Source organism: Halopiger xanaduensis SH-6, from assembly GCF_000217715.1.
GTDB classification, from domain to species: Archaea; Halobacteriota; Halobacteria; order Halobacteriales; family Natrialbaceae; genus Halopiger; species Halopiger xanaduensis.
In genome coordinates this window covers 335,688-360,877 of record NC_015666.1, presented here as the reverse complement: position 1 = coordinate 360,877, position 25,190 = coordinate 335,688, and the positions used below count along the sequence as shown (strand labels likewise).

Here is a 25,190-nt window from a genome sequence, read left to right as displayed (position 1 = left end):
GCGAACATCGGTCGGTTAAATCTCGTCACCCAGCAGGGTTTCGAACTCGGCGCACTCCTCCCGCTCACCGACGACGACGAGGGTGTCGCCGACCTCGAGAACCGTCTCCGGCGTCGGCGGCGAGATCAGGTCGTCGCCGCGCTGGATCGCGATGACGGAAACGCCCGTTCGCTCCCGTATCGCCGCTTCTTCGAGGGTCTGGCCGGCGATCTCGGCCGTGTCGGTGACGTTGAACCACTCGAGGAAGGTATCGTCCGAGAGCATCGTCTCCACGGCCTCGGCCTGCACCGGCTGGAAGTACGCGCCCTCCAGAATCGTCCCGACCTTGCGTGCGAGCCGGTCCGACACCTCGAACAGTTTGTCGCCGTCGGCGTCCGGATTCTCCTTCAGGTACACCTCCCGCTTCCCCGTGTTGTGCGTGACGATGACGAGTCGTTCGTCGTTCTCGAGTTCGACCTCGAACTTCTTCCCGACGCCGGGGAGGTCGCTCTCGTAGATGGTCATACGTCAACGAGGGGGTGCAGCGATAATAAAGACGGTGTTGAACCGCACGCGGTGACCGAGAACTGGGCGCCCGTGGCTCGATTAGTCGGCCAGCCCCTCGATGAGAAACTCCGCGGACGCGAGGTTCGTCGCCAGCGCGGTATCGCGGACGTCGCAGATCCGCAAGAGTGCGGAGATATCCGGCTCGTGGGGCTGGGCGCGCAGCGGATCCCGTAGGAAGACGACGCCGTCGAGCTTCTCCTCCGCGACCTCCGCGCCGATCATCATGTCGCCGCCCAGCGGGCCCGACTCCTTGCGTTCGATCTCGAGGTCGGTCGCCTCCATGAGGCGTTTGCCGGTCGTTCCGGTCGCGATCAGTTCGTACTCGCGCAGTTGCTCCTCGTGGTTCTGCGCGAACTCGATCAGGTCCGGCTTCTTCTCGTCGTGTGCAATGAGTGCAACGCGGGTCATACCGGACGGACGGGTGCCGGGAAAATAAGCGTAGGCGACTCGCGGCGTCGCCGTACTCGGCTTCGGCACCTCGGCTCGGCACCGTCGCCCTCCCCCACCCGCAGACCGCTTCCCCCTACAACCGGCAACCGCGAGCGGAGACGGAACGATTTACTGTTCCTCCGGCGCGAGTATCGGAGACGATGACCGCGAACGCACACGACCTGCAGTCCCACCACGTCGGAATCACCGTCGAGGACCTCGAGGCCGTCCTGCCCTTTTACCGCGACGTCCTCGGCTTCGACGTCGCCGATCGGTTCCAGGTCGACGGCGAAGCCTTTTCGACGGCCGTCGGCGTCGACGACGCCGCCGCGAACTTCGTCCACCTCGAGGCGGACGGCATCCGCGTCGAGATCGTCGAGTACGAGCCCCAGGCTCGAGCGTCGCCGGACGCCGGACTCAATCAGCCGGGAGCGAAGCATCTCGGTTTCACGGTCGCGGACCTCGAGTCGTTCTACGCCGACCTGCCGGACGATGTCGAGACACTCAGCGAACCGCAGACGACCGCGACGGGGAACTCGATTCTGTTCCTGCGAGATCCCGAGGACAATCTCGTGGAAGTGCTCGAGATCGCTGAATAGTCGGCGTCAGCGACGCCACAATCCCTAGCTCTGCCAGTACGCCCGCGTCAGCAACACGAGCACCGGGAAGATCTCGAGGCGGCCGATCCACATGTAGACGATCATCAGCCCCTTCGAGGAGAGCGGGAAATCGTTGTAGCCGCCCATCGGCCCGGTAACGGTTCCGAGTCCTGGGCCGATGTTGCCAAGCGTCGCGATCGACGCGCCCACGATGTCGATCACCTCGAAGTCGGGGTCGGCGTACAGGCCAACGCGAGCGGCGTCCACCGCGAGGAGCGCGATGCCGACGAAGAAGAGCACGAGGAACAACAGGGAGAAGGAGTAGATTCCGCGAACCGCGTCCTCGTCGAGAATCCGTCCGTTCATCCGCACGGGGCGGACGGCCTCCGGGTGGATCGTCGTGAAGATCTCTCGGCGGAACGTCTTCAGGATCACCAGCCACCGGAGGACCTTGATCCCGCCGCCGGTCGACCCCGTCGAGCCGCCGATGAACATCGCGAACAGGAGCAGTCCCTTCGTCGGACCGTTCCACTGGGCGAAGTCGATATTTGCGTACCCCGTCGAGTTGACCAGCGACGCGATCTGGAACGTCGCGTAGCGGGCCGACCGCTCGAGGTTCCCGCCGATCTGCCCGTCCGGCCCCTCGAGCGTCGAATAGAAGAGCATGGCCGTGCCGACGATCGAGAGGACGGTGACGGCGCCGAGATAGAGCCGGAACTCGTTGTCCCGGAGCATCGTTCGCGGATCGCCCGAGACGACGTGCCACCAGAGCACGAAGTTGACCCCGGCGATGAACATGAACGGGACCACGAGCCACTGCACGACCGGCGAGAACGCCTCGATACTCCTGGCTTCCGGCGAGAAGCCGCCGGTCGGCAGCGTCGTGAGTCCGTGGGCGACGGCGTTGTACGCGTCCATGCTCGGCGCGTAGCCGGCCAGGTGCGCCGCGTACAGCAAGGTGATGTAGAGGACGGTGAACCCGACGTAGGCGATCCACAGAACCCGGGCGGTCTCGGCGATGTGTGGTGTGAGCTTCGAGACCCCCGGCCCGGGCGTCTCGGCCTCCATCAGCTGGGCGCCGCCGACGGCCATCTGCGAGAGGATCGCGACCGCGAGGACGATGATCCCCATGCCGCCGACCCACTGGGTCAGCTGGCGCCACATCAACATTGCCCGGGAGTGGGTCTCGAAGGAGATATCGCCCATGACGGTCGCTCCGGTCGTCGTGAACCCGCTCATGCTCTCGAAGAGGGCGTTGACCGGATGGGCGACGGTCCCGTTGCCCGCGAGGACGAACGGGACGGCGCCGAACACCGCCGCGAACAGCCACGTGAGCGCGACGACCATGAACGCCTCGCGGGCGCCCGGATCCGGCTCGGGCTCGAGTCGGCGCAGCGCGAGGCCGAAGCCGGCGGTCGCCGCCATCGTGACGACGAACAACCAGAGGTCGTCGCCGCCGTACAGCAGGGCGGTGACGATCGGTACGACGTACGCGAGCGAGAGAAAGGCGAGGATGGTACCGACGAGGCTCAGCCCGGACCGCCAGTCGACTCGCAGGGTGTATCGCATCTCAGATCGCCTCGACGACCTCGTCGAGCACCGCCGCGTCGACGAAGACGACGACGTGATCGCCCGGTTCGATGACCGTTCCGCCGCGGGGCGTCACGAGTTCGCCAGCCCGGGAGATCGCGCCGATGACGACGCGGTCCGGGAGGTGCGTCGTCGCGTCGACGATCGTCTCGCCCGCGAGGACGCTGTCCGGCGCGACCTCGAACTCGATTACCTCCGCGCGGTCGTGTTCCAACATCGCGACCTTCTCGGTGCGGCCGGCCCGCGTGAAGCGGACGATCTCCTCGGCGGTCTCCTCGCGCGGATTGATCGCGACGTCGACGCCGACCGTCTCGAACAGCTCCGCGTACTCCAAGTTCTCGATGACGGCGACGGTGCGGTCGACGCCGAGACGCTTGGCCAGCAGCGAGACGAGCAGGTTCTTCTCGTCGCCGTCGAGCGCGGCGATGACGACGTCGGCCTCGTCGACGTGCTCGCGCGCGAGGAAGTCGGCGTCGGTCGCGTCGCTTTCCATCACCAGCGTGTCCGGAAGGGCCTCGGCAACCTCGCGAGCACGGTCGTGATCCCGCTCGATCAGGCGCGGTCGGTAGCCGTGGTCCTCGAACTCGCGGGCGGCCTGGAAGCCGATCTCGCTGGCGCCGACGATGACGACTTCGTCGGCGTCGTCGCTCGCGACCGGGACGACGTCCTGCGCGAAGTCGCTGACGGAGTCGGCGCTGCCGATGACGACGACCCGATCGCCGGCTCGCAACACGGCGTCCCCGCGGGCGACGATCATGTCGTCGTCGCGGAAGATGGCCGCGAACGTCAGGGAGTCGTAACAGTCGGCCTCCTCGACGGTCGTATCGACGATCGGGCTATCGGCGTCGATCTCGAACTCCGCCATCCGGACGAGGCCGCCGACGAACGTGTCGACGTCCTGCGACGACGGAAGGCCCGAGATGCGGAAGATCGTCTGAGCCGTCAGCAGGTCGGTACAGACCATGAAGTCGACGCCGAACGCGCCCTGGGACCCTTCCCAGGTTTCCAGCAGCGTCCGCCGCCTGACCCGTGCGATCGTGAACGCGTCGCTGACCGTCTTCGTCGCGCCGCAGACGACGACGTTCGACTCGTCGCTGTCGGTACAGGCGATGACCAGGTCGGCCCGCTCGACGTCCGCCTCGCGGAGCGTCTCGAGCTCGGTCCCGTCGCCCTCGAGCGCGAGGACGTCCAGCGAGTACGTGAGCTCCTCGACGACGTCGCCGTCCCGATCGACGATGACGACGTCGTGCGAGTCATCCAGATTGGCGGCGATCGCGCGACCGACTTCGCCGGCACCGACGATGACTACGCGCACGGTAGTCCCTCCATTTCTACGCATCGTTTTGCCGGTATCAAGAAATGTCTTACGACGCGTTTTCGAAAGCGAATCGTCGATATCGGCAGAACAGTGCCCTAAGACGCTCGCATATCGAAATTCGGGCGCCGGACCCGAACCGACGTTTGTATTTCCGGATCGAAACCGGACCGTCGTTTTCGATCCGTTGTTCGTAGGCGCCGTCTCGACGCCGACGCGGTCGGCGTTCCGAACCGATTATTGTTCCGGACCGTCCATCTCGGCACACTCGATGCGAATCCGTGTCGACTGGCGCTCGAGTTGTAGCCTCTCGGGGACGGTGCTAAAGTGGATCGCGGTCCCGCTCGCGGTGCCGCTCTTGCTCGCCGTCGTCGACGGTGACGACGTCCTCCCGTTCGCGGCCGCCGTAGTGGTGACGGTCGTCCTGGGGGCGGCCCTCGAACTGTTGAGCGACGACCGCGAACTCGGCCAGCGGGAGGGGTTCCTGATGGTCGCGTTCACGTGGCTCAGCGTCGGCCTCGTCGGGGCGATCCCGTTCTATCTGGCGGGGCTCGCCGCCGGCCCCGACTCCGCGTTCTACAGCCTCGTCAACGCCGCTTTCGAGAGCATGAGCGGGCTCACGACGACGGGGGCAACGATCATGAACGGCTGGGACTTCGCGAACCAGTCGCGCGCGATCTTGCTCTGGCGCCAGATCCTCCAGTGGCTCGGCGGCCTCGGCATCCTGATCGTCGCGATCGGCCTGCTGTCGAACCTGATGGTCGGGGGCGCCCAGTTGATGGAGACGGAGACGCAGACCAAGAACGTCACCAAGCTGACCCCGCAGATCGAGAGCACGGCGCGGCTCATCTGGGGGCTGTACGTCGGGCTGACGGTCCTGGCGGCGGCGACGTTCTACGCCCTGCAGCTTCTCGGACTCGCGGAGAACATGCACCTCTTCAACGCCGTCGCCCACGCCCTCACCAGCGTCTCGACTGCCGGCTTCTCGCCCGAAGCCGAGAGCATCGCCGCGTTCGAGCCGATCGTGCAGTGGGCGATCACGCCGTTCATGCTGCTGGGCGCGACCAACTTCGTGCTGCTGTACTACGTCGTGCAGGGCGATTTCGAACGGCCGCTCGAGTCCGAGGAGCTTCGCTTCTACCTCGGTCTCGTCGTCGGGATCAGCGCGATCGTCGCGTTCATCATCGGCATCGACCCCGAGATGGACTTCGGGCTCGAGGCGACGATCAGACACGGCGTCTTCAACGTCGTCTCGATGGTGACGACGACGGGCTACGCCTCGGCGAACTTCGACCTCTGGACCGCGGGGGCGAAACACGTGCTCTTCCTGTGTATGTTCCTCGGCGGCATGGCCGGCAGCACGACCTGCTCGATCAAGACGCTGCGGTGGCTCGTGATCGTCAAGGGGCTGTACCGCAACTTCTTCACGTCGATCCACCCGGAGGCGGTCCGCCCCGTCCGGCTGGGCGACGGCGTCGTCGACGAGGAGACGATCACCGACATCTTCGCCTACGTGATGCTCGCGATCGTGATCTTCTTCCTGCTGACGGTGCTGATCGTCGTCGACGCCGCTCGATCGGGGACGACGGTCACCGAGTTCGAGGCGCTCGGCGCCGCCGCGTCGATCTTCCTCAACATCGGGCCCGCGTTCGGCATGGCCGGCCCCATGGACAACTACGCCGGCTTCCCCGCCACGACGCGCGCCGTCATGGTGATCATGATGTGGATCGGCCGTATCGAGATCATTCCGGTGCTCGTGTTGTTGCTGCCGGCGTACTGGCAGTCCTGATCGCGGGTTCCGATCACCGTGCCCGTCCGCAGCGGTTCCGATTCGAAAGTAATTGCGCCGTTCGTTCCGGAATGAAAAGTACTGGGGTTATATATTCCGCCATCGCACAGGGTGGCGTATGACCGAGCGAACCGGCGGCGACTACCGGCTCGACGAGATCGATCGTCGGATCGTCTACGCACTCATGGGCGACGCGCGCAACACCGCCGCACCCGCGATCGCCGAGGAAGTGAGCGTCTCGCCCGCGACGATCCGCAACCGGATCGCGAAACTCGAGGAGCACGGCGTCATCGAGGGCTACCACGCGACCGTCGACTTCGAACGCGCCGACGGCTCGCTGATGAACCTGTTCCTGTGTCACGCGCCCTTCGACGAGGTCGAAGGACTCGCCCGCCGGGTCGGCACGGTTCCCGGCGTCGTCAACGTCCGCGAACTGATGGGCGGGCGGATGAACCTCCACGTCCTCGCCGTCGGGACGGACACCTCCGACCTCCGGCGGATCGGCCGCGAACTCGAGAAGATGAACGTCGAGATCGAGGACGAGTTTCTCCTGCAGAACGAGCACACCTTCCCGTACGCGCCGTACGGTCCGGCCGACGGCCGCCGGCGCGAACCGCTGACCGACTACATCAGCCTCACCGGCGGCGCAGAGGTCGTCGAGGTGACCGTCGCCGAGGACGCGCCGATCGCCGGCCGCACGCTCGAGGAAGCCGACGACGACGGCATCCTCGACGATCACACGCTCGTGATCGCCATCGAGCGCGACGACGACGTGATCACGCCCCACGGCGACACCGAGATTCGACCGTACGACGTCGTCACGGTGTTCTCGCCGACCGACGCGGACGAGCCCGCGCTCCGCGGGTTCCGCGGCCCGGACGGCGACGTCGAGTCGACACGGGTACGCTGAGATGCCGCTCGGCCGATTCCTCCCCGAGTTTCTCCGACAGGCGAACGGCGGGGACGAGACCGAGGCGACCGCCGGGACGGTCATCTACGAGTGTCGCCACTGCGGGACGGATTTCGACGAGCCGTGCGACCGGTGTCCCGTCTGCGGCGCGACGGAGATCGCGACTTACGAGTTCGGATCGGGAACGGCGACCGAATCCGAGTCGAAGCCGGAGTCGGAGCCGAAATCGGAATCGGAACCGGACGACCCGGCGGCCGACTGACGGCAGGCGAGCGTCGACCGAACCTGTTCGACTTCGGTCTCGCACGTCGGACAGAACTGCTTCTCGTCGGCGATATAGACGGTTCCGCACGCCGAACAGTGGAAGAGATTCCCGGGCGCGTCGACCCGGCTCTCGTCTTCGGCCCGGTCGTCCGCCTCGGACGCCGTCGGCTCCGATCCGTCGATGGCCGAGCGGACGCGGTCGACGAGACGCTCGAGAGACGACTGGGTCGAAAGCGTAGATCTGATTCCCATACACGGGCCAACCAGTATCCGATCGAAATAGATACCGTCTAAAGAATTTGGACTTCTCGTACCGTTCAAATAGCTAATATGTGTACTCTCATCCGGATAGCAACCTTTTCGACCGTCGCGGGGCCACTCGCTGCCATGAACTTCTTCGACCGGCTGCACGACCGCATCCGAACGGTCGACAGCGTCGTCAGCGTCGGGCTCGACCCCGACCTCGACCGGCTCCCAGACCTCCTCGAGGAGTACGACCTCCCCCGCTGGGCCTTCAACCGGCGGATCATCGACGCGACCCACGAACACGCCGCCGTCTTCAAACCCAACGCCGCCTTCTACGAGGATCCGGACGGCTGGCGCGCCCTGGAGGAGACCGTCGCGTACGCGCACGGGAAAAACGTCCCCGTCCTGCTCGACGCGAAGCGCGCCGATATCGGGAACACGACCCGACAGTACGCCAAACTGCTCGAGACCGTCGACGCGATCACGGTCAACCCCTACATGGGCCGGGACTCGCTGCAGCCGTTCCTCGCCGACGCGGAGTCGGGCGTGTTCGTCCTCTGTCGCACGTCCAACCCGGGCGGCGCAGACATTCAGGACCTGGAACTCGAGACCGGCGAACCGGTCTACGAGCGGGTCGCGGCGCTGGCCGACCTCTGGAACGAGAACGACAACGTCGGCCTCGTCGTCGGCGCGACCCAACCCGAGGAACTCGAGGAACTGCGCGAACAGGTTCCCGACCTCCCCTTCCTCGTGCCGGGAATCGGCGCGCAGGGCGGCGACGCGGAGGCGGCCGTCGAATACGGGCTCGCGGACGGCGTCGGCCTCGTCAACTCCTCGCGCGGGATCATCTTCGCCGGCGAAAACGATGGCGAGGAGTTCGCGAAGGCGAGTGAACAGGCGGCCAAGCGGCTGAAAAAACGGCTGAACCAGTATCGGGACTGAGGCCCGAGAGAGCGGCGCTTATCGGTCGAGTTCGTCCGAGTCGACGATCCGACCGGCAACCCGCGTCGACAACCTCCCCGACGATTTCGACCGCGACCGGGTCAGTCGGCGGTCGCTTTTCGAGCCGATCCAGTCCGTAGACGACGGCGATGTTCATCGGACTGGCATCGATCGGATGCTCCGCGACCAGCGTGTCGTCGTCCGCTTCCTCGAGCCGGAGCCGGAACGTCTCGCCGACGGCGAGCGTTTCGCCGAGCAGGTCGCGGATCGACGTCACGGCAGGTTAGAACCGGTTGACGTCGACATCGTCGTGATCCGGATCCTGATTCGGATTCGTAACTGGATCGCCCGACCCGGGACGCGCCTGCGACGCGCAGTCGGCACACAGGTTCGTGTCCTGCTCGTAGTGTTGCTCGCACGCGAGCGTCCCGCAGTTGTCGCACCGCTCCTGTGCTTGCCGGGACTCGCAGATCTGACAGAGGCCGCTGACGCTCATACCGGTTGTAGTCTTTCGAGCGCCTTGAACCCGGGGCTGGATCCTCCCGGTCGGGTCGTACTGCGCCATCCTCGAGCCTCGATCGACGCTCAGTTTCCGATGACCGTCCGATTCGTCAGCACGTATATCCGTGACGCATGCTATCAACTGACGAGAAAGCTTTTGCCGTGTGAGCCGCTAACGGAGTATATGAGCCGTGACCGGGCCCTCCTCGAGCGGGCCCTGGACCGTGGCGAACAGGACGGTGGCAACGTCGAGTTCAAGGAACGCCTCTCACGGGACGTCCACCTCGAGGGTGGGCGACGCGAGAGCCTGGCCGCGCAACTTCGACACCGACTGCTGTCGGGCGACGGCGAGGCGACGTACGTCGTCGGCGTCACCGACGACGGCGGCCTCGCCGGCATCGATCCGGACACCTTCTCCGAGACGATGGACGTGCTCTCCCTGCTCGCCGAGGAGGCCGACGCGCACATCGACGACGTCCAGACGTGGGGCGTCAAGGACGGGCTCGTCGGCGTCGCGTTGATCCACGAGGGCAGCGTCCTCGATACTGACGACGAACACGTCGTCGTCGGGACGGCCGGCCACGTCGACCACGGCAAGAGCACGCTCGTCGGGTCGCTCGTCACCGGCAAACCGGACGACGGCGACGGCGCCACGCGCGCGTATCTCGACGTCCAGCCCCACGAGGTCGAACGCGGCCTCTCGGCCGACCTCTCCTACGCGGTCTACGGCTTCGACGAGGACGGGCCGGTTCGCGTCCGAAACCCCAATCGGAAGGCCGACCGTGCGGCTGTCGTCGAGGAGGCGGACCGGCTGGTCTCGTTCGTCGACACCGTCGGCCACGAACCCTGGCTGCGTACCACGATTCGCGGCCTCGTCGGGCAGAAACTCGACTACGGGCTGCTGGTCGTCGCCGCGGACGACGGCCCGACGCGGACGACCCGCGAACACCTCGGCGTCCTGCTCGCGACCGATCTGCCCACGATCGTCGCGATCACGAAAACCGACGCGGTCAGCGAGGAGCGCGTCGAGGAGGTCGAACGCGAGGTCGAGCGGCTGCTCCGGGAGGTCGACAAATCGCCGCTGCGGGTCGCCCGCCACGGCGTCGACGCCGCCGTCGAGGAGATCAACGAGCGCGTCGTCCCCATCGTCGAGACCAGCGCCATCACGATGGACGGCCTCGAGACGCTGGACGAACTGTTCGACCGCCTGCCCAAGACCGCCCAGGACACCGGCGAGTTTCGGATGTACGTCGACCGGAGCTACTCCGTGACCGGCGTCGGCGCGGTCGCCTCCGGCACCGTGATGTCCGGCGAGGTCGAGGCCGGCGACGAACTCCTCATCGGGCCGATGCCCGACGGCCGCTTCGAGGAGGTCGAGGTGCGCTCGATCGAGATGCACTACCACCGCGTCGACAAGGCCCAGGCGGGCCGGATCGTCGGCATCGCGCTCAAGGGGATTCAGGAGAGCGCCATCGAGCGCGGCATGGTCCTGCTCCCGCGGGACGCCGACCCCGAGCCCGTCCGAGAGTTCGAGGCCGAAGTCATGGTTCTCAACCATCCGACCCGCATCGGCGACGGCTACGAACCCGTCGTCCACCTCGAGACGATCGGCGAAGCCGCCGCGTTCTACCCGGAGGACGGCCGGCTCCTGCCGGGCGATACCGGCGAGGCGACCGTCCGCTTCAAGTTCCGGCCGTACCTCGTCGAGGAGGGCCAGAAGTTCGTCTTCCGCGAGGGCCGCAGCAAGGGGGTCGGGACCGTGACGGACGTTCATCCGATTGACTGACGGCGCTCGATAGGCCGGTCCGGTCACTCACGTTTTCGAGCCGTCAGCGCCAGGGCGGCGACGTCAACTCTCCCAGGCTCTCGAGCGTATACTCCGGCGTCGGATCGAACTGATCGGACGCGATCTCGGTCCCGGTCCGCGGAATCCACACCGGCTGAATCCCCGCGGCGCGTGCGCCCGCGACGTCCGACGACAGCGAGTTCCCGACGTGCACCGCCCGTTCCGGGCTCGAGTCCAGTTCCTCGAGCGCGACGTCGAACGGCTCCGGGGCCGGTTTCGCGGGCGTCTCGTAGCCGCCGCAGACGACGGTCTCGACATAGTCCTCGAGGCCGGCCGCCTCGAGTTTCGCCCGCTGGAGTTCCGGCGCGCCGTTCGTTACGACGCCGAGCCGGTACTCCTCGGCCAGCGTCTCGAGTACGGCTTCGGCACCTGGAACGGAGTCGACGGTCCAGCGATCCCGAATCGCGTCGGTCTCGTCGGCGACGAGCCGATCGGCCTCCGTCTCGAGAGCAGGTTTGAGTCTCGGTTTCGGTTCGATCGTCGGTTCGGCGGCGTCTCGTCGCCGCAACGCGCCCGCACTCCCGTCGGTCTCGAGATCGTCCGCGCTCGGTCGAATTCTGGTACAAAGCGTCCCATCGAGTTCGAAACAGATCGTCTCGACGTCGACGTCGTCCGCTCGCGCTCCGCCCATTTGCTCCGTATAACCGGGATCGAACCGAAAGCGGAGTGCCTACGCACGCATGCCCACCGGTCCGCCGTCTGTCGGTTCCGGCTCGGTACGTCGGCGCTCGCCGCGTCGTCCACCGGCCTCAAGAGACGCGACCGGCGACGGTGCGCCGTCAAAAACGGTCCGCGCCGATTCCGCGGTCCGTTACAGGCCGAACGACTCGGCGAGCAGGTCCTCGTCCGTCTCGCCGTGGACGTAGGTCGGCCCGCCGAGCACGTCGATCGTCACCTTCGCGGGCGCGAACAGGTCCGAGGGGACCTCCTCGAACTCCCAGTCGAGGTCGTCGAAGACCTCGCCGAACGGCCGGCCGTGATCCTCGGCGGCCGTCGAGGCGACCGAATCGAAGACGTCCGAATCCTCGCGGACCGTGAGGTGGGCCGTCCCGCCGTAGGCGATCGCGTCGTTCGTGCGCGCGATGGCCGTCCGCTCGTCGCCCGCGACGGGGGCGACCGGCGCCCGTCCCGTCGCCGAGACGATGTCGAGCGGCTCGTAACCGAGTTCGGTCAGGCGGAACGTCGCGAGTTCGGCCGCGCGGGCGGCGTTCGTGATGCTGCCGACGAGGCTGGCGGTCGGATAGGCCAGCAGGAAGACGCTGCTGGGTTCGACCTCTGCGAGTTCGGCGACCTGTTCGGCGGCCGACTCCGGCGGGAGTTCGTCGGTTTCGACGGCCAGCGCCGTCAGGTCGAAGGCGTCGGTGTAGCCGACGCGGCGGAACTCCTCCTCCTGGGCGACCAGCGCGCGGGCCGGGCCACTGCCCAGTCCCTCGAAGTCCTCGGTGGTCAGCTCCCAGCCGGCCTTCTGCGAGCACAGCAGCGACAGCGCCGGCTGGTCGGTCGACAGTTCCACGGTGTGGACCGGGACGCCGTCGATCTCGCCGAGTTCGTGGCTCGGCGTCGCCAGTCCGGCCGTCTGAATCTCGGTGAGCAACAGCCCCGCCTCGATGCCGCCGTCGAACTCGACCCCGAAGTCGAGGACGGTCGCCTCGTTCTCGAGGTCGTAGCCGCCGATATTGAGTTCCTCGGCGTAGTCGAGGGCCTCGTCGACCAGCTCGATCGCCATGCGGTTGAGACTCTCCATACCTTACGGATCAGGCCCCGGCGTAAAACAGTTTGTCAGTTCTCGTCGGACCTGCGTCAGACGGCGCGCAGAGCGTCGAACGGCGGCCTTCGATATCGAAGCCCGAAGCCTTCCCTCAGACCGCAGGTTCGTACCCGGCGTCCGCGATCACGTTCGCGATCGTCGCCTCGTCCACTCTCGCTTCGTCGTGTTCGACGCGGACCTCGTCGTCCTCGCGGCTCGCCGTCGCCGCCGACACGCCCTCGAGCGCCTCGAGGGCGCCGGTGACCGTCTCCTCGCAGCCGTCGCAGGACATCCCGCGGACCTCGAGCGTGGTCTGTTCCATGGGCGCGGTAGCCGCTCGAGGGGGTTGAGGGTTGTGCTGGCCGCGGGCTACGGGCCAGACCGGACACGGCGATCGTTCTGGCGAGACCAGCCGTTACTCCGCGTCTTCGTCGTCGGCGTCACCGCTGTTCCTCGCGGGTCGACCGAGGTGGTCCTCGACGGCGTCGACCTTCTCCGCGGCCGACTCATCCCGGGTTCGCTTGTCGTCGATCTTCAGCACGGTGCTGACGCGATCCGCGTCGACCGCCTCGTGGGCCGCCTGCGCGGCCGCGAACAGTTCGTCGGTCGACTCGGCTTCGATCACCGTCCCCATCGGATTGGTCTCGTACTCGACGTCGTAGTCCTCGAGGGCGTCGACGGCCTTCGCGACCTCGCCGGACATGCTGCCTTCGATCACCGGTGCGACGCTCAGTAGGGCGATTACCGTCATACCTACCCCTACGGGCGGCACGATCCTAAAGCCGTCCCACGGCGGCCTGCCGAGACCCGTCGGTACGTGGCGGGGTAAAACAAGGGAAGAAGTGAGCGCGAGCGACGGACTCGGATCCGGGGTCGGTGTCGGTATCGATATCGCTGCCGTCAGCTCGAGGACCCGCCAGCGCGACTGCGACCGCGGCCGGCTTCCGAGGGCGGGTAGACGATAACGTCGCCGTTCGCGTAGACGTACACCTCGTGCTCGAGGGCGGTGAAGGCGACGTGGCCGCCCGTGCGCTCGGTGCCGTCGGCCTTCTTGCTGAAGAGTCGGTCGAGCGCGTCGGGATCGACGCTATCGTAGAGGGAGAACTCGCCCTGCGAGACGTCCGTCTCCGCGATCGAGGCGAGCGCGTGGACGATCGTCGTCGTGATCGTCGCCGTCCCGTCGGTGTCGTGGTGGAAGACGTAGCGGTCGTTCGTCTGGTCGTACTGCAAGTCGTCGCCGGCGTCAGTTGTTGAGAGTTCAGTTTGCATGGAGGATCTGCGAGTCAATCGTCTATTGATTCGTAGTTACTCGGAGTATAAAAGGTGATCGCAGCCGATATCGGTAAACGAACGTGACGGAATTCGATACTAACAGTTCAAATTCGAGTATTGTGCTTCTGCGAGACGGATCGCAGGTTACCCCGACGCCGTCCCCGAGACTGACGACCGACCGTAACCGCGACTTACTCGTACTCACTCGCGAGCAGTCGGTCGCCGCTCGAGCGGTCTCGATTACAACAACTGATTGTCGGCGAAATCACGGCGGCACCGCAGTCGGACCTCGAGTTCGATCCGGCCCTCGCGCAGACGCGCGGTAGGAGGTAAATCGACCCGCAACGCCCCGTCGCTGTCGGCACGAGGCGCCGTCCGACGGCGATTCGAGTGCTTGCCACGTCCGCCCGCGGACTTATTCGGCTGACGCGCCGACGGAATAGTATGGCAACCGGTTCGGCGGACGACATCGAGACGGCGCTCGAGGAGTTCGAGGACGATATCCCCGCTACGATAGACCAGTCGGCGCTCGACCGCATGCACGTCGTCGCTCGCGTGCTCGACGAAGGAATGCGGGTTCCCGGGACGAACTTCCGGTTCGGACTCGATCCGATCGTCGGCATCCTCCCCGGAGCCGGCGACACCGCGGTCGGGGTCGTCTCGCTGTACATCGTCGCCGAGGCCGCCCGGTTGGGGGTCTCACTCTCGACGCTCGGGCGGATGCTGGCGAACATCGCCGTCGACGTCATCGGCGGCTCCGTCCCCGTTCTGGGCGTTCTCTTCGACGCGTTCTGGAAGTCGAACAAGTGGAACGTCGTGCTGGCGCTCGAGGATCTCGCCGACACCGAGCGTCACCCGCAGACGGGGCCGGAGCCGGAGACGGTGACCATCGAGTAGGACTGATCGACGATACGGTACGGTTCTGCGTTCTCCGACTCGAGGAATCGAAAATTCGAGAACGGACTCGTCTCTGGAGAGCGTGAGTTCGGCAGAAGCGCGCAGATACGATTTCCGTAGCTCACGGATTTGTTCGCGACAAAAATGCGCTGGCTGGGATTTGAACCCAGGTTGTGACCATGGCAAGGTCACGTGATACCACTACACTACCAGCGCCCTGTGGTGCTTCGCTGCACTCATTTCTACAGTCGGGTGAATATATAAGGCCTACGAATCGGTCCGACATCGGGATGCGATTACATGGTGAATGTCGTCGACGGCGACCAGTCGGTTGCTGAATTTTCCGGCAAAATCGTACCGTTTCCGGCGGCCCCGAAAGTGACGCGTTACCATCCGTGAGTGTGTGTCCGTTCGGCACGAATTCGCGGGTGTGAGGCGTTGTCAGCCGGGATCGAATCCGCTATTCTTTTAAGACCCTATCCGCAATACATCGCTACAGTCTAGTGACGCGGCGCCGAAGCGTCTCGGCATGACCGTCAGCGTACTCGTGCCGTCGTCGCTCACCCGGGAAGCCGAGGACAAACGCGAGGCCACTCGCAAACTCGGATACGTCGCCCGCGCGGCGACGATCTTCCGGGCCGATCGCCTCGTCGTCTATCCCGATCGGGACGGCGAAACGGGGCGATTCGACGGCGGGTTCGTCAGCACCGTCCTGCGGTACGCCGCAACGCCCCCCTACCTCCGAAACGAGGCGTGGGGGATGCGGGACGAACTAGAGTACGCCGGCGTCTTGCCGCCGCTGCGCGCGGTGTCACAGACCGGCTCCGAATCGAACGATTCGGGGTCGTTAAGACAAGGGATCGTGACCGAGGTCGGACCTGAAGGGCGCGTCCGGGTCAATTGCGGACTGCAACACCCGATCTCCCTCAACACGCCTCCGGATATGGAGGTCGACGAGGGGGAGCGCGTGACCGTCAGGATCTCTTCGCGACGACCGGTCCGGGCGAAGCTCGTCGACGAACCCCTTCCGGGGCTTTCCGTCGAGCAAACGGACCTATCGGCAGCACTCAGCCGTGAGGACGCTGGCGTCCGCATCGCCGCCTCTCGACACGGTGAACGGCTCACCGTCGGGCGGCTCGAGACGCTGGCCGGACGCATCGATCGCGACGGTTTGACCGTCGCCTTCGGAGCGCCCGAGAGAGGGCTGCCGGCCATCCTCGGAATCGAGGCGTCCGACGTCGCTGCCGCATACGGCGGCGACGCGGACGACGGCAACGTCGAACCCACAGCCGATCCAGGACCAGGGTTCGACCTCTGGCTCAACACGGTTCCGGATCAGGGAAGCGAGGTCGTGCGAACGGAGGAAGCTCTGTTCGCCACCCTCGCGCCCCTCTCACTACGAGAGTGATAGAATGCCACAATCAAACGCACCACGCAAAGGCTCACTCGGGTTCGGTCCACGGAAGCGCGCCTCCTCGGAGGTGCCGCGCTTCAACTCGTGGCCGGACGACGAAGGACAGCCGACGCTCCAGGGTTTCGCGGGCTACAAGGCCGGCATGACCCACGTCGTCATGGTCGACGACCAGTCGAATTCGCCGACCGAGGGGATGGAACAGACCGTCCCCGTGACGATCGTGGAGACGCCGCCCATGCGCGCCGTCGCCCTGCGAGCGTACGAAGATACGGCGTACGGGAAGCAGCCCGTCACCGAGGTCTGGACCGACGAGTTCGTTTCCGAACTCGATCGCGTCCTCGACCTCCCCGGTGACGACTACGATCCCGACGCCGCCGAAGACGAACTCCGCGGCCTCCTCGAGGAGGGCCGCGTCGACGACGTTCGCGTCATCACGCACACGGTTCCGACCGAGATTCCCTCGGTCCCCAAGAAGAAGCCGGACGTGATGGAGACGCGCGTCGGCGGCGGGGCCGTCGAGGAGCGCGTCGACTTCGCCCTCGAACTGCTCGAGGACGGTGGCGAGCACGTCATGAACGACGTGTTCCGCGCCGGCGAGTACGTCGACGCGAGCGGAGTCACGAAAGGGAAAGGGACTCAGGGCCCCGTCAAGCGCTGGGGCGTCCAGAAACGCAAGGGCAAGCACGCCCGGCAGGGCTGGCGCCGCCGCATCGGGAACCTCGGTCCCTGGAATCCGTCCCGCGTCCGGTCGACGGTCCCCCAACAGGGCCAGACCGGCTACCACCAGCGGACGGAACTGAACAAGCGCCTCGTCGACATCGGCGACGGTGCAGACGCGACGGTCGACGGCGGCTTCATCAACTACGGTGAAGTCGACGGGCCGCACGCGCTAATCAAGGGCTCGCTCCCCGGGCCGGAACAGCGCCTCGTGCGCTTCCGCCCGGCGATCCGACCCGGAGACCAGCCGCGCCTCGATCCCGAGGTACGCTACGTCTCCACCGCATCCAACCAGGGATAACATATGGAAGCAACAGTACGCGACCTGGACGGCGCCGACGCGGGTTCGGTCGAGCTCCCGGCGGTCTTCGAGACCAACTACCGCCCGGACCTGATCGCCCGCGCCGTGCGAGCCGCCCAGGCAAACCGGAAACAGGACTACGGTGCCGACGAGTTCGCCGGCCTCCGCACGCCGGCCGAATCGTTCGGCAGCGGCCGAGGGATGGCCCACGTCCCGCGACAGGACGGACGCGGTCGCCGCGTTCCCCAGACCGTCAAGGGACGCAAGGCCCACCCGCCGAAGGCCGAGAAGGACTGGACTGAATCGATCAACACGAAAGAGAAGAAACTGGCCGTCCGCAGCGCGATCGCCGCGACGACCGACGACGAGCTCGTCGCCGAGCGCGGCCACGAGTTCGACGACGACGCCGAAATTCCGGTCGTCGTCGACGACGAGTTCGAAGACCTCGTGAAGACGAAGGAAGTCGTTTCCTTCCTCGAGGCCGCCGGACTCGCCGACGACATCGAACGCGCCGACGAGGGCCGCAGCATCCGCTCGGGTCGGGGGAAGACCCGCGGACGCAAGTACAAGACGCCCAAGTCGATCCTGTTCGTCACCTCGAGCGAGTCCGGCCCGTCCCGCGCGGCCCGGAACCTCGCCGGAGCCGACGTGACGACCGCTGCGGAGGTCAACGCAGAGGATCTCGCGCCCGGTGCACAGCCGGGTCGACTGACCGTCTGGACCGAAAGCGCTCTCGAGGAGGTGGCCGACCGATGAGTTCGATCATCGAACACCCGCTCGTGACGGAGAAGGCGATGAACGACATGGACTTCGAGAACAAGCTCCAGTTCGTCGTCAACCCCGACGCCACCAAGCCCGAGATTCGCGATGTCGTCGAGGAGCGCTTCGACGTCTCCGTCGACAACGTCAACACCCAGGTAACGATGAAAGGGAAGAAGAAAGCGACAGTTCGTCTGTCCGAGGACGACGACGCCCAAGAAGTCGCCTCGCGAATCGGGGTGTTCTGACGATGGGACGACGCATCCTCGGACAGCGACGCGGTCGCGGTACCTCCACGTTCCGCGCCCCGTCGCACCGGTACAAGGCAAAGCTCGATCACAAGAACGAGGAGGACGACGACGTCGTCCGCGGCACGGTCGTGGACATCGAACACGACCCCGCCCGCTCGGCGCCGGTCGCGGCCGTCGAGTTCGAGGACGGCGACCAGCGCCTCATCCTCGTCCCGGAAGGCATCAGCGTCGGCGAGGAGATTCAGGTCGGCGTCTCGGCGGAGATCAAGCCGGGCAACACGCTCCCGCTCGCGGAGATTCCGGAAGGGGTCCCCGTCTGTAACGTCGAGGCCAATCAGGGCGACGGCGGCAAGTTCGCTCGCGCCTCCGGCGTCAACGCAGACCTGATCACCCACGACCGCAACGCTGCGGTCATCCAGCTTCCCAGCGGCGAGGTCAAGCGCCTCGATCCGCAGTGTCGCGCCACCATCGGCGTCGTCGCCGGCGGCGGCCGCACGGAGAAGCCGATGGTCAAGGCAGGGAACAAGCACCACAAGATGAAAGCGCGCGGGACCAAGTGGCCCCGCGTCCGCGGTGTCGCGATGAACGCCGTCGACCACCCGTTCGGTGGCGGCGGCCGACAGCACCCCGGGAAACCGAAGTCCGTCTCGCGGGACGCCCCGCCGGGACGGAAGGTCGGTGACATTTCCTCGCGCCGTACCGGCCGAGGTGGGAACAAATGAGCCAGGAGTACCGAACCGGCCGCGAAGGTGAGGAGTTCACCTACCGCGGTCACACGCTCGACGAGCTGCAGGACATGGAGCTCGAGGAAGTCGCGGAACTGCTGCCCGCACGCCAGCGGCGAAGTATCAAGCGCGGACTCTCCGTCGAGAAGCAGAAGCTTCTCGAGGAGGCCCGCGACAAAGGCGAAGAAGAGACGGCGAACGCGCCGATCCGGACGCACCTGCGGGATATGCCGATCCTGCCGGAGTTCGTCGGACTGACCTTCGAGGTCTACAACGGCCAGTCCTTCGAGCGCGTCCGCATCGAACCCGAGATGGTCGGACACTACCTCGGGGAGTTCCAGCTGACCCGCACGTCCGTCGAACACGGACAGGCGGGCATCGGCGCGACTCGATCGTCGAAGTTCGTCCCACTGAAGTGATCTACGCATGGGAATCAACTACTCAGTCGACGCGGACCCGGACGAGACCGCGAAAGCGATGCTCCGGGAGCGTCACATGAGCCACAAGCACAGCAAGGAGGTCGCCCGCGAGCTCAAGGGCCGAACCGTCGGCGACGCGCAGGACTACCTGCAGGACGTCATCGACCAGAAGCAGTCGGTGCCCTTCAAGTCGCACAACGCCGGTGCCGGCCACCGATCCGATCTCGAGGGCTGGGACGCCGGCAAGTACCCCGAGAAGGTCTCCGGCGAGTTCCTCGACCTCCTCGAGAACGTCGCGGCCAACGCCGACCACCAGGGCTTCGACGGCGAGTCGATGGAGATCGTCCACGTCGCCGCCCACAAGGTCGGCGAATCGGTCGGTCGCAAGCCCCGCGCGATGGGGCGTGCGTCCTCGTGGAACACGCCGCAGGTCGACGTCGAAATCGTCGTCGCCGAACCCGACGCAGACGAGGACGACTCCGACGAGGGTGATAACTAATGGCTGACGAACAACAATTCATCGAGAACGGCCTGCAGCGGTCCCAGATAGACGAGTTCTTCCAGGAAGAACTCGGCCGCGCAGGCTACGGTGGCATGGAGGTCGCCAAGACGCCGATGGGCACCCAGATCGTCCTCAAGGCCGAGAAGCCCGGGATGGTCATCGGTAAGGGCGGCGAGAACATCCGGAAGGTCACGACCGCGCTCGAGGAGAAGTTCAACCTCGAGGACCCGCAGGTCGACGTGCAGGAGGTCGACGAACCCGACCTCAACGCACGGATCGTGGCCGACCGGCTGGCCAACGCACTCGAGCGCGGTTGGTACTTCCGCAAGGCCGGTCACACGACGATCGACCGGATCATGGAAGCCGGCGCGCTCGGCGCCGAGATCGTCCTCTCCGGGAAGGTCACGGGCGCCCGCTCGCGCGTCGAGAAGTTCAACCGCGGCTACATCAAGCACAACGGCGAACCCGCCGAGGAGATCGTCGACGAGGGCCAGGCGACGGCCGTCATGAAGCTCGGGACGATCGGCGTTACGGTCAAGATCATCCCGCCGGGCGCCGAACTGCCCGACGACTTCGAAGTCAGCGAGGACGTCGACCCCGAGGAACTCGTCCCCGAGGCCGTCGAGGCCAACGAGGCCGAAGGCGTCGAGGAACTCCTCGAAGGCGAACCCGAGGAGGCCGACGCCGAGGCCGCCGAAACCGAGGCGTCCGAACCCGAGGCCCCGTCCGACGAGGCCGAGGTCGACGAAGAGGTCGTCGAGGAAGTCATCGAAGAGGAAGTCGACGCCGACGCCGACGAGGAGTTCGAAGAGGTCGACGTCCCCGAAGGCGACGAGGACGTCGAGGAAGAACTCGACGAACTCGAGGAAGACGTCGAAGCCGAAGCCGAAGAACTCGTCGAGGAGATGGAATCCGAATCCGACGAAGGCGACGAGGAAGACGAGGGAGGTGACGCCTGATGGCGATCCTGCACGTCGAAGAGATCCGCGACATGACCCCTGCCGAACGGCAGGAGGAACTCGAGGAACTCGAGACCGAACTGCTGAACTCGAAGTCCGTCCTCGCCGCCGGTGGCGCCCCGGAGAACCCGGGCCGCATCGGCGAGCTGCGTCGCACCATCGCGCGGATCAAGACGGTCCAGCGCGAGGAAGGCGACCTCGAGGACGAAGCGGACGACTAACGATACACATGGCACTGACACCCGAGACCCTGCCGCGACACGAACTCAACGGACTCCCGGTCCGCGTCGTCGAGAGTACCGACGACTCGCGGGTCGGGATAGCCGGTCGTGTCGTAATCGAGACGACGAAGACGTTGTCCATTGAGATTCGAAACGACGGCGAGTCTCGGGTTATCACGGTGCCGAAATCGGGCTCGACGTTCGAGTTCGCGATCACAGATGACGCCGCCGACTCCGCCAAGGGGTCGGGGACCGCGTCCAAACTGGCCGACACTCAACCCTCTGCCGCCGGAAACGGCGAGGAGGACCGGGCTGCCGGCGATACCGACAGCCATCGCGGCGATCCCGAAGGGGACCGCCGCGCAGCTGGCGAGGGCGCGGCCTACGTTACGGTCGATGGATCGCGATTGCTCTCACGACCCGCCCGACGCACGGAAACGAATGGTGATTCACCATGGCAATTGGACTAGACGTTGAAACCCCTCCGGAACCAGAAAACCCGGAGGAATACGACTACGAGAAGTGTCCGTTCTACGGCGAGCTCTCCGTTCGAGGCCAAGTCCTCGAGGGGACCGTCGTGTCGACGGACATGGAGAAGACCGTGGTCGTCGAGCGAGAGTACGACGTGGCTGTACCGAAGTATAACCGGTACATGAAGCGTCGCTCGCGCATCCCGGCCCACGTGCCGGGCGTGCTCGAGCCGCTCTCGGTCGGTGACACGGTCAAGATCGCAGAGACCCGACCACTGTCGAAGACCAAATCGCACGTGGTCGTCGAAGTAACCGAAGAGGCAACCGCGGAGGACGTCGCCGACCTCACCGGCCAGGCCGAACCCGAGCCGGAGCTGTCGGCCGAGGACTTCGCGACCGACGAGGAGGGTGAGGAATAATGGAAGCGATGAAAGCCGACGTGACCCAGGGGCTCAAGAAGGGCTCGCTGGTCACGTGCGCCGACAACACCGGCGCACGCGAGCTGAAAGTCATCAGCGTCGCGGGCTACCACGGCACCAAGAACCGCCAGCCGAAGGCGGGTCTCGGTGACAAGGTCACGGTCTCCGTGACCAAGGGTACCCCCGAGATGCGCCGCCAGGTCCTCGAGGCCGTCATCGTCCGCCAGCGGAAGTCGATCCGCCGGCCGGACGGGACGCGGCTGAAGTTCGAGGACAACGCAGCGGTCATCATCGACGAGAACGAGGAACCCCGCGGCACGGAGATCAAGGGCCCGATCGCTCGCGAAGTCGCCGAACGGTTCGGCGCGATCGCCTCCACCGCGACGATGATCGTCTAACATGAGCAAGCAACCACACAAACAGCGAACGCAGACGGAGCGAGCGCCGCTGCACAAGCGGCAGAAGCAGCTCCACGCGACGCTGTCCGACGACCTCCGCGAGGAGTACGATACCCGTCGCACCCGCGTCAACGCGGGCGACACGGTCGAGGTCATGCGCGGGGACCACGCCGGCGAAGAAGGCGAGGTTCTCAAAGCGATCCTCGAGGACGGCGTCATTCACGTCGAGGACGTGACGGTCGAGACGGCCGACGGCGAAGAAGTGCCCCGGCCGCTGGACCCGTCGAACGTCCGGATCACGGAGCTCGACCTCGAGGACGAGCGCCGCGAGGCGCGCCTCGAGGGCGACGAATCGGAAGGTGATAACGAATGACGAAACACCAGAAACGACTTTCGGTCCCGAAGACCTGGCCGGTCGAGCGCAAGACCGACACCTTCACCGTCAAGGCCGGCGCCGGCCCCCACGGTGAGGAGGGCGTCCCGCTCGTCGTCCTGCTGCGGGACGTGCTCGGCTACGTCGACTCGACGAAGGAAGCGCGATACGCCCTCTCCGAGGACGCGATCCTCGTCAACGGGCAGCCGATCAACGACGAACAGCGTCCGATCGGTATCTTCGACATCATCGCGTTCCCCGGCCGCGAGGAGTACTACCGCGTCTTCCCCGACGAAGGCGGTCGGCTCGCGCTGACCGAGATCGACGCCGAGGCCGCGGAGAGCCGCCTCGGCAAGATCGACAACAAGCAGCAGGTGCCCGGCGGCGACACGCAGCTGACGCTGCACGACGGGACGAACGTCCTCGTCGAGGACGGCGCCGAGTACAGCAGCAACGACTCGATCGTCATCGACAACGACGACAAGTCGGTCGTCGCGCACTTCCCCTACGAGGAGGGTGCGCTCGTCACCGCCATCCGCGGCAACCACGGCGGCAAGATCGGCGAAGTCGAGACGATCGACGTCACTCCCGGCAGCGGCTCGAACACCGTCACCGTCGACACGGAAGACGGCGGGTTCGAGACCATCGAGGAGTACGTCGTCGTGATCGACGAGAACTTCACGGGTGATGACGAATGAGCGAGGCCGACTCGGAAGCCGACTTCCACGAGATGCGCGAGCCGCGCGTCGAGAAGGTCGTCGTCCACATGGGCGTCGGTCAGGGCGGTCGCGAACTCGGCAAAGCCGAGGACATCATCGAGGAGGTCACCGAGCAAGAGAGCGTCCGGACCCAGGCGAAAAAGACCGAACCCGACTTCGGCATTCGCCAGGGCGATCCGATCGGCGCGAAGGTCACCCTTCGCGGCGAGGACGCCCACGAGTTCCTCGAGACGGCCCTCCCGCTGGCCGACCTCTCGGCCAGCCAGTTCGACGACACGGGTAACTTCAGCTTCGGGATCGAGGAGCACACCGACTTCCCGAGCCAGGAGTACGATCCGAACGTCGGGATCTTCGGACTGGACGTCACTGTCAACTTGGTGCGTCCGGGCTACCGCGTCTCCAAGCGCGACAAGGCGACGCGCCCGATCCCGTCGAAACACCGACTGAACCCCGAGGACGCCGTCGCGTTCCTCGAGTCGACCTTCGACGTCACCGTGGAGGGATCCGCAGATGAGTGAAAGCGAAACCGAAGCCGAAACTGAAACCGAAACCGACGCCCTCAGCACGGGCGAGCACGCGGCCAAGCGCACGGGGCAGGAAGAAGCCTGTCAGCGCTGCGGTCGCAAGCAGGGTCTCGTCGGGAAGTACGACATCAACCTCTGTCGACAGTGCTTCCGCGAGATCGCTCGTGACATGGGCTTCAAGAAGTATCGATAACATGACTGGGAACGATCCACTCAGCAACGCGCTTTCGGGCATCGACAACGCCGAAAGCGTGGGCCATCTGACCCACGAGGTAACGCCCGCCTCGAACGAGATCGGCAGCGTACTCGAGGTCTTCTACGACCGCGGGTACATCGACGGCTTCGAGTACGTCGACGACGGCAAAGCCGGTCAGTTCGAGGTCGAACTGAAAGGAGCGATCAACGAGTGCGGCCCCGTCAAGCCCCGCTACAGCGCCGGCGCCGACGAGTTCGAGAAGTGGGAGAAGCGATTCCTCCCCGCTCGGGACTTCGGCGCGCTCGTCGTCACGACGAGCAGCGGCATCATGAGCCACTACGAGGCTCGTGAGCAGGGCATCGGGGGCCAGGTGATCGCATACGTCTACTAACAATGCGAGTCGAACTGGAAATCCCTGACAACGTAACCGTCGAGATCGACCACCTCGACGTGACCGTCGACGGACCGGAAGGCAGCGTTACCCGCCGCCTCTGGTACCCCGACGTGAGCGTCGACGTGGACGACGACAGCGTGGTGATCGAAAGCGAGTCCGAGGACGCGAAGACGAACGCGACCGTCGGCACCTTCGAGAGCCACATCACCAACGCCTTCCACGGCGTGACCGAGGGCTGGGAGTACGAGATGGAAGTCTTCTACTCCCACTTCCCGATGCAGGTCCGCGTGGAGGGCGACGACGTCGTCATCGAGAACTTCCTCGGCGAAAAGGCACCGCGACGTACGACTATCCACGGTGATACCGAGGTTACCGTCGACGACGAGCAGCTCGTCCTCTCCGGTCCCGACAAGGAAGACGTCGGGCAGACGGCGGCCGACATCGAGCAGCTGACCCGCGTCAGCGGCAAGGACACCCGCGTCTTCCAGGACGGGGTCTACATCACCAACAAACCCGCCAAAGGAGGTGCCTGATAG

At 65.9% G+C, this 25,190-nt stretch carries 35 protein-coding genes, 1 tRNA gene and 1 pseudogene; 24 read left to right on the top strand and 13 right to left on the bottom strand.

The annotated features are described in order from the left end of the window. Positions 1-15 precede the first annotated feature (15 nt). On the bottom strand, positions 16-504 hold the full coding sequence (locus tag HALXA_RS01770) for a cation:proton antiporter regulatory subunit (RefSeq protein ID WP_013878587.1): 489 nt from the start codon (positions 502-504) through the stop codon (positions 16-18). Between the two features lie 81 nt (positions 505-585). Continuing rightward, positions 586-954 (bottom strand): methylglyoxal synthase, encoded by a 369-nt coding sequence (locus HALXA_RS01765; protein ID WP_013878586.1) that lies wholly within the window; start codon positions 952-954, stop codon positions 586-588. 182 nt (positions 955-1,136) lie between these two features. Here HALXA_RS01765 and HALXA_RS01760 point away from each other — a divergent pair, with 182 nt between their 5' ends. Further along, positions 1,137-1,574 (top strand): VOC family protein, encoded by a 438-nt coding sequence (locus tag HALXA_RS01760; RefSeq protein WP_013878585.1) that lies wholly within the window; start codon positions 1,137-1,139, stop codon positions 1,572-1,574. A 24-nt stretch (positions 1,575-1,598) separates the two neighbouring features. On the opposite strand, the gene HALXA_RS01755 is transcribed toward HALXA_RS01760, so the two are convergent. Both HALXA_RS01755 and trkA read right to left on the bottom strand, forming a co-directional pair. Next, a complete protein-coding gene (locus tag HALXA_RS01755; protein ID WP_013878584.1) occupies positions 1,599-3,143 on the bottom strand; it encodes a TrkH family potassium uptake protein in 1,545 nt (514 codons plus the stop codon). A 1-nt stretch (position 3,144) separates the two neighbouring features. After that, positions 3,145-4,479 (bottom strand): Trk system potassium transporter TrkA, encoded by a 1,335-nt coding sequence (gene trkA, locus HALXA_RS01750; RefSeq protein WP_049895072.1) that lies wholly within the window; start codon positions 4,477-4,479, stop codon positions 3,145-3,147. Between the two features lie 271 nt (positions 4,480-4,750). Here trkA and HALXA_RS01745 point away from each other — a divergent pair, with 271 nt between their 5' ends. Both HALXA_RS01745 and HALXA_RS01740 read left to right on the top strand, forming a co-directional pair. Beyond that, positions 4,751-6,268, top strand: coding sequence for a TrkH family potassium uptake protein (locus tag HALXA_RS01745; protein WP_013878582.1), 1,518 nt, complete (start codon positions 4,751-4,753; stop codon positions 6,266-6,268). 118 nt (positions 6,269-6,386) lie between these two features. Next, complete coding sequence (locus HALXA_RS01740; RefSeq protein WP_013878581.1) at positions 6,387-7,178, top strand: Lrp/AsnC family transcriptional regulator; 792 nt, start codon at positions 6,387-6,389, stop codon at positions 7,176-7,178. Positions 7,179-7,343: 165 nt separating this feature from the next. Here HALXA_RS01740 and HALXA_RS01730 read toward each other — a convergent pair whose 3' ends face one another. Next, a complete protein-coding gene (locus HALXA_RS01730) occupies positions 7,344-7,694 on the bottom strand; it encodes a hypothetical protein (RefSeq protein WP_245550067.1) in 351 nt (116 codons plus the stop codon). 135 nt (positions 7,695-7,829) lie between these two features. Between HALXA_RS01730 and pyrF the strand changes: the two genes are divergently transcribed. Beyond that, the gene (gene pyrF / locus HALXA_RS01725; RefSeq protein WP_013878578.1) at positions 7,830-8,630 is read left to right on the top strand and encodes an orotidine-5'-phosphate decarboxylase; all 801 of its coding nucleotides are present in this window, start codon (positions 7,830-7,832) and stop codon (positions 8,628-8,630) included. Between the two features lie 18 nt (positions 8,631-8,648). Here the strand turns inward: pyrF and HALXA_RS22395 are convergent. Together HALXA_RS22395 and HALXA_RS01720 are read right to left on the bottom strand one after the other, a co-directional pair. Further along, positions 8,649-8,907, bottom strand: a pseudogene (locus HALXA_RS22395) (hypothetical protein). Between the two features lie 6 nt (positions 8,908-8,913). Next, the gene (locus HALXA_RS01720) at positions 8,914-9,126 is read right to left on the bottom strand and encodes a hypothetical protein (protein ID WP_013878577.1); all 213 of its coding nucleotides are present in this window, start codon (positions 9,124-9,126) and stop codon (positions 8,914-8,916) included. Between the two features lie 189 nt (positions 9,127-9,315). Between HALXA_RS01720 and HALXA_RS01715 the strand changes: the two genes are divergently transcribed. Beyond that, a complete protein-coding gene (locus HALXA_RS01715; RefSeq protein WP_013878576.1) occupies positions 9,316-10,917 on the top strand; it encodes a GTPBP1 family GTP-binding protein in 1,602 nt (533 codons plus the stop codon). A 43-nt stretch (positions 10,918-10,960) separates the two neighbouring features. On the opposite strand, the gene HALXA_RS01710 is transcribed toward HALXA_RS01715, so the two are convergent. The 5 genes from HALXA_RS01710 to HALXA_RS01690 form a co-directional block, all read right to left on the bottom strand. Then, positions 10,961-11,608, bottom strand: coding sequence for an HAD family hydrolase (locus HALXA_RS01710; RefSeq protein ID WP_013878575.1), 648 nt, complete (start codon positions 11,606-11,608; stop codon positions 10,961-10,963). 180 nt (positions 11,609-11,788) lie between these two features. Then, entirely contained in the window at positions 11,789-12,721 is a 933-nt protein-coding gene (mch, locus tag HALXA_RS01705; RefSeq protein ID WP_013878574.1) for a methenyltetrahydromethanopterin cyclohydrolase, read from the bottom strand. Positions 12,722-12,836: 115 nt separating this feature from the next. Continuing rightward, on the bottom strand, positions 12,837-13,046 hold the full coding sequence (locus tag HALXA_RS01700; protein WP_013878573.1) for a heavy-metal-associated domain-containing protein: 210 nt from the start codon (positions 13,044-13,046) through the stop codon (positions 12,837-12,839). Between the two features lie 93 nt (positions 13,047-13,139). Next, complete coding sequence (locus HALXA_RS01695; protein ID WP_013878572.1) at positions 13,140-13,475, bottom strand: MTH1187 family thiamine-binding protein; 336 nt, start codon at positions 13,473-13,475, stop codon at positions 13,140-13,142. Positions 13,476-13,624: 149 nt separating this feature from the next. Next, on the bottom strand, positions 13,625-13,993 hold the full coding sequence (locus HALXA_RS01690; protein ID WP_013878571.1) for a HalOD1 output domain-containing protein: 369 nt from the start codon (positions 13,991-13,993) through the stop codon (positions 13,625-13,627). A gap of 447 nt (positions 13,994-14,440) precedes the next feature. On the opposite strand from HALXA_RS01690, the gene HALXA_RS01685 reads away from it, so the two are divergent. After that, positions 14,441-14,893 carry a DUF4112 domain-containing protein gene (locus HALXA_RS01685; protein WP_013878570.1) on the top strand — a complete coding sequence of 151 codons (453 nt, stop codon included), beginning with the start codon at positions 14,441-14,443 and terminating at the stop codon, positions 14,891-14,893. Between the two features lie 145 nt (positions 14,894-15,038). Here HALXA_RS01685 and HALXA_RS01680 read toward each other — a convergent pair. Next, positions 15,039-15,109 (bottom strand) — tRNA-Gly (locus HALXA_RS01680). 313 nt (positions 15,110-15,422) lie between these two features. Between HALXA_RS01680 and HALXA_RS01675 the strand changes: the two genes are divergently transcribed. The 18 genes from HALXA_RS01675 to HALXA_RS01590 are packed head-to-tail and all read left to right on the top strand — an operon-like array spanning position 15,423 to position 25,187. Then, complete coding sequence (locus tag HALXA_RS01675; protein ID WP_013878569.1) at positions 15,423-16,301, top strand: putative RNA uridine N3 methyltransferase; 879 nt, start codon at positions 15,423-15,425, stop codon at positions 16,299-16,301. 4 nt (positions 16,302-16,305) lie between these two features. Then, entirely contained in the window at positions 16,306-17,325 is a 1,020-nt protein-coding gene (locus HALXA_RS01670) for a 50S ribosomal protein L3 (RefSeq protein ID WP_013878568.1), read from the top strand. Positions 17,326-17,328: 3 nt separating this feature from the next. Further along, complete coding sequence (rpl4p, locus tag HALXA_RS01665) at positions 17,329-18,081, top strand: 50S ribosomal protein L4 (RefSeq protein ID WP_013878567.1); 753 nt, start codon at positions 17,329-17,331, stop codon at positions 18,079-18,081. Next, on the top strand, positions 18,078-18,332 hold the full coding sequence (locus HALXA_RS01660) for a 50S ribosomal protein L23 (protein WP_013878566.1): 255 nt from the start codon (positions 18,078-18,080) through the stop codon (positions 18,330-18,332). Before rpl4p ends, HALXA_RS01660 begins: the two co-directional genes overlap by 4 nt. Before the next feature lie 2 nt (positions 18,333-18,334). Next, on the top strand, positions 18,335-19,057 hold the full coding sequence (locus tag HALXA_RS01655; protein WP_013878565.1) for a 50S ribosomal protein L2: 723 nt from the start codon (positions 18,335-18,337) through the stop codon (positions 19,055-19,057). Beyond that, entirely contained in the window at positions 19,054-19,479 is a 426-nt protein-coding gene (locus tag HALXA_RS01650) for a 30S ribosomal protein S19 (RefSeq protein WP_013878564.1), read from the top strand. The genes HALXA_RS01655 and HALXA_RS01650 overlap by 4 nt, the downstream gene beginning before the upstream one ends. A 7-nt stretch (positions 19,480-19,486) precedes the next feature. Next, entirely contained in the window at positions 19,487-19,978 is a 492-nt protein-coding gene (locus HALXA_RS01645) for a 50S ribosomal protein L22 (RefSeq protein ID WP_013878563.1), read from the top strand. Continuing rightward, on the top strand, positions 19,978-20,940 hold the full coding sequence (locus HALXA_RS01640) for a 30S ribosomal protein S3 (protein WP_013878562.1): 963 nt from the start codon (positions 19,978-19,980) through the stop codon (positions 20,938-20,940). Before HALXA_RS01645 ends, HALXA_RS01640 begins: the two co-directional genes overlap by 1 nt. Further along, positions 20,940-21,161, top strand: a complete 222-nt coding sequence (gene rpmC, locus HALXA_RS01635; protein WP_013878561.1) for a 50S ribosomal protein L29 — start codon at positions 20,940-20,942, stop codon at positions 21,159-21,161. Before HALXA_RS01640 ends, rpmC begins: the two co-directional genes overlap by 1 nt. 8 nt (positions 21,162-21,169) lie before the next feature. After that, positions 21,170-21,631, top strand: coding sequence for a ribonuclease P protein component 1 (locus tag HALXA_RS01630; protein ID WP_013878560.1), 462 nt, complete (start codon positions 21,170-21,172; stop codon positions 21,629-21,631). Next, positions 21,616-22,050 (top strand): 30S ribosomal protein S17, encoded by a 435-nt coding sequence (locus HALXA_RS01625; RefSeq protein WP_013878559.1) that lies wholly within the window; start codon positions 21,616-21,618, stop codon positions 22,048-22,050. Before HALXA_RS01630 ends, HALXA_RS01625 begins: the two co-directional genes overlap by 16 nt. Further along, positions 22,050-22,448: a 50S ribosomal protein L14 gene (locus tag HALXA_RS01620; RefSeq protein WP_013878558.1), complete on the top strand. Its 399-nt coding sequence runs from the start codon at positions 22,050-22,052 to the stop codon at positions 22,446-22,448. The genes HALXA_RS01625 and HALXA_RS01620 overlap by 1 nt, the downstream gene beginning before the upstream one ends. Position 22,449: 1 nt before the next feature. Continuing rightward, complete coding sequence (gene rplX / locus HALXA_RS01615) at positions 22,450-22,821, top strand: 50S ribosomal protein L24 (RefSeq protein WP_013878557.1); 372 nt, start codon at positions 22,450-22,452, stop codon at positions 22,819-22,821. Continuing rightward, complete coding sequence (locus tag HALXA_RS01610) at positions 22,818-23,519, top strand: 30S ribosomal protein S4e (protein ID WP_013878556.1); 702 nt, start codon at positions 22,818-22,820, stop codon at positions 23,517-23,519. The genes rplX and HALXA_RS01610 overlap by 4 nt, the downstream gene beginning before the upstream one ends. Next, on the top strand, positions 23,516-24,058 hold the full coding sequence (locus HALXA_RS01605; protein ID WP_013878555.1) for a 50S ribosomal protein L5: 543 nt from the start codon (positions 23,516-23,518) through the stop codon (positions 24,056-24,058). The genes HALXA_RS01610 and HALXA_RS01605 overlap by 4 nt, the downstream gene beginning before the upstream one ends. Beyond that, positions 24,051-24,257, top strand: coding sequence for a 30S ribosomal protein S14 (locus HALXA_RS01600; protein ID WP_013878554.1), 207 nt, complete (start codon positions 24,051-24,053; stop codon positions 24,255-24,257). The genes HALXA_RS01605 and HALXA_RS01600 overlap by 8 nt, the downstream gene beginning before the upstream one ends. A gap of 1 nt (position 24,258) precedes the next feature. Further along, complete coding sequence (locus tag HALXA_RS01595) at positions 24,259-24,651, top strand: 30S ribosomal protein S8 (protein ID WP_013878553.1); 393 nt, start codon at positions 24,259-24,261, stop codon at positions 24,649-24,651. 2 nt (positions 24,652-24,653) lie between these two features. Then, on the top strand, positions 24,654-25,187 hold the full coding sequence (locus HALXA_RS01590) for a 50S ribosomal protein L6 (RefSeq protein WP_013878552.1): 534 nt from the start codon (positions 24,654-24,656) through the stop codon (positions 25,185-25,187). Positions 25,188-25,190: the final 3 nt, after the last annotated feature.